The sequence below is a fragment of the Pseudoxanthomonas sp. LjRoot204_2 genome, from assembly GCF_056175765.1.
Genome location: NZ_JBGFFG010000617.1, coordinates 1 through 1,522 on the forward strand (window position 1 = coordinate 1; position 1,522 = coordinate 1,522).

General features: G+C 64.6%; 3 protein-coding genes. All 3 read right to left on the reverse strand.

What is annotated here, in order from left to right:
• On the reverse strand, positions 1-272 hold a 272-nt coding region (locus tag AC04L7_RS18440; RefSeq protein ID WP_475513664.1), incomplete at its 3' end, for a hypothetical protein.
• Entirely contained in the window at positions 253-624 is a 372-nt protein-coding gene (locus tag AC04L7_RS18445; RefSeq protein ID WP_436001201.1) for a hypothetical protein, read from the reverse strand. The genes AC04L7_RS18440 and AC04L7_RS18445, both read right to left, overlap by 20 nt.
• Before the next feature lie 44 nt (positions 625-668).
• On the reverse strand, positions 669-1,439 hold the full coding sequence (locus AC04L7_RS18450) for an ADP-ribosyltransferase-containing protein (protein ID WP_475513665.1): 771 nt from the start codon (positions 1,437-1,439) through the stop codon (positions 669-671).
• Positions 1,440-1,522: the final 83 nt, after the last annotated feature.

Sequence of the window (1,522 nt, forward strand, 5' to 3'; positions counted from 1 at the left end):
AGCATGCCCACCTCTTCGCCGAAGCGCGCTTCAAGGATCGCGTAGGCGGCGGGATCACCAACCCCCCATGCGCCTTCGGTCAGGTCGAGCAACTTGGCCTTGCCAAGCTCCACGACCGTCAGCACCGCCCCGAACGTGCGGGCGTAGTCCGCATCGGGCGTGAAGAAACTCGCCGGCGATGTCACCTCGTAGCTGCGCCCCATGGTGAAGCGCTGGGACGGCTTGCTGACGAACTCTGTCCGCGCCTGGTCGCTACCGTGATAGAGCTGCACGCGACTCATCCTCCGCCGCCGGGGCGGCGAACTCCACCTGGTACAGCTTGCCGCTGCGGGCATCGGTGGGCGTGCGATCGGTCTTGCTGACCAACACGATCGGCACGTCTGCGCCGGGCGGGAAGACGATCACCTGCACGTGGCCCGCCTTGGGCAGGTCCTGCGGCTGTTCCCACGCTTTGAGCAGCAGCTGCGTCTGGTTCGCCGTGACCAGCTCCGGACGCCCAAGTGGGCGAAGGCCCATGGCCGGCGCATGGTGCACGAGCTCAGTCGTTGGCGCCGGCACGATGTACCGCTTGATGCGCTCACGTTCCTCAGGCGACAGCGTTGCCAGGTACTCCGTATAGTTCACAAGGACCTCCGATTCGACATCAGGCTACCACTGCCGTCGCCGTGCTAGAAGCGCGGCGCAGCCGGAACGTCCTCTTCCAGCTCATCCGCTGGCGCGTCTTCCTTGCCTTCCGGCTCGCTGGCACGCTTGAAGCAGATACGCGGATCTTCGGGATCGAATTGCCCCCCATTTCCGGTGGCACTTTTGACCTGCTCAGGCGCAAACGCCAACCAGGTCGTGTTCGTCACTTCCACGTCCAACTTTCGATTCAGGCGCTTACCCTCGGCGAGGTTCGGGTTGTAGCGCACCGACTCGCGCGTCTTGACGCCGTCATAGCCCATCGACTTCAGCACGGCCATGACCTCATGGCTGTCCAGGTGGCTCCAGAGCCTGGAGCTGTCCTTCAGTCGATCCTGGAGCGTGCGCGGTTCCGAGCTGGCGCCGCGGGCGCCCGGCATGCGATGACCGAATGTCCAGTTGGCGGCCTGTTGGGGATCGGCCTGCACCTGGTTCCACCATTCCAGTGCGGAGGCCTCCATGATGTCCAAGCACCTCTGCATGTCGGCGTCCGTCGCGCCCGCTTTCTCGAACAGCTGCCTCACCGTCATGGAGTCATGCACCGAGTGCATGCTCAGGTCCAACGGCTTGTTGATGGCCAGGTAGACCGGCACCAGCGCACTGCCCTCACGGATGCGCGCATTGCTACGCCGGCCACCGTTGATGAAGACCGCAGCACCACGCACGTCCTCTGCAAACCAGCTGCCCGGCTTGAAGGCCTCGAAGGCCCGGCTGGTTCCATGAAACACGACGCGCGGCTGGCCCTGCTCATCGACCACGGCCGATCCACCGAACCACGCCTTGAACAGCGGGCTTTGCTCCTGCTGCTCGCTCACGGCCTCATCCTGCATTCGTCTTCCTC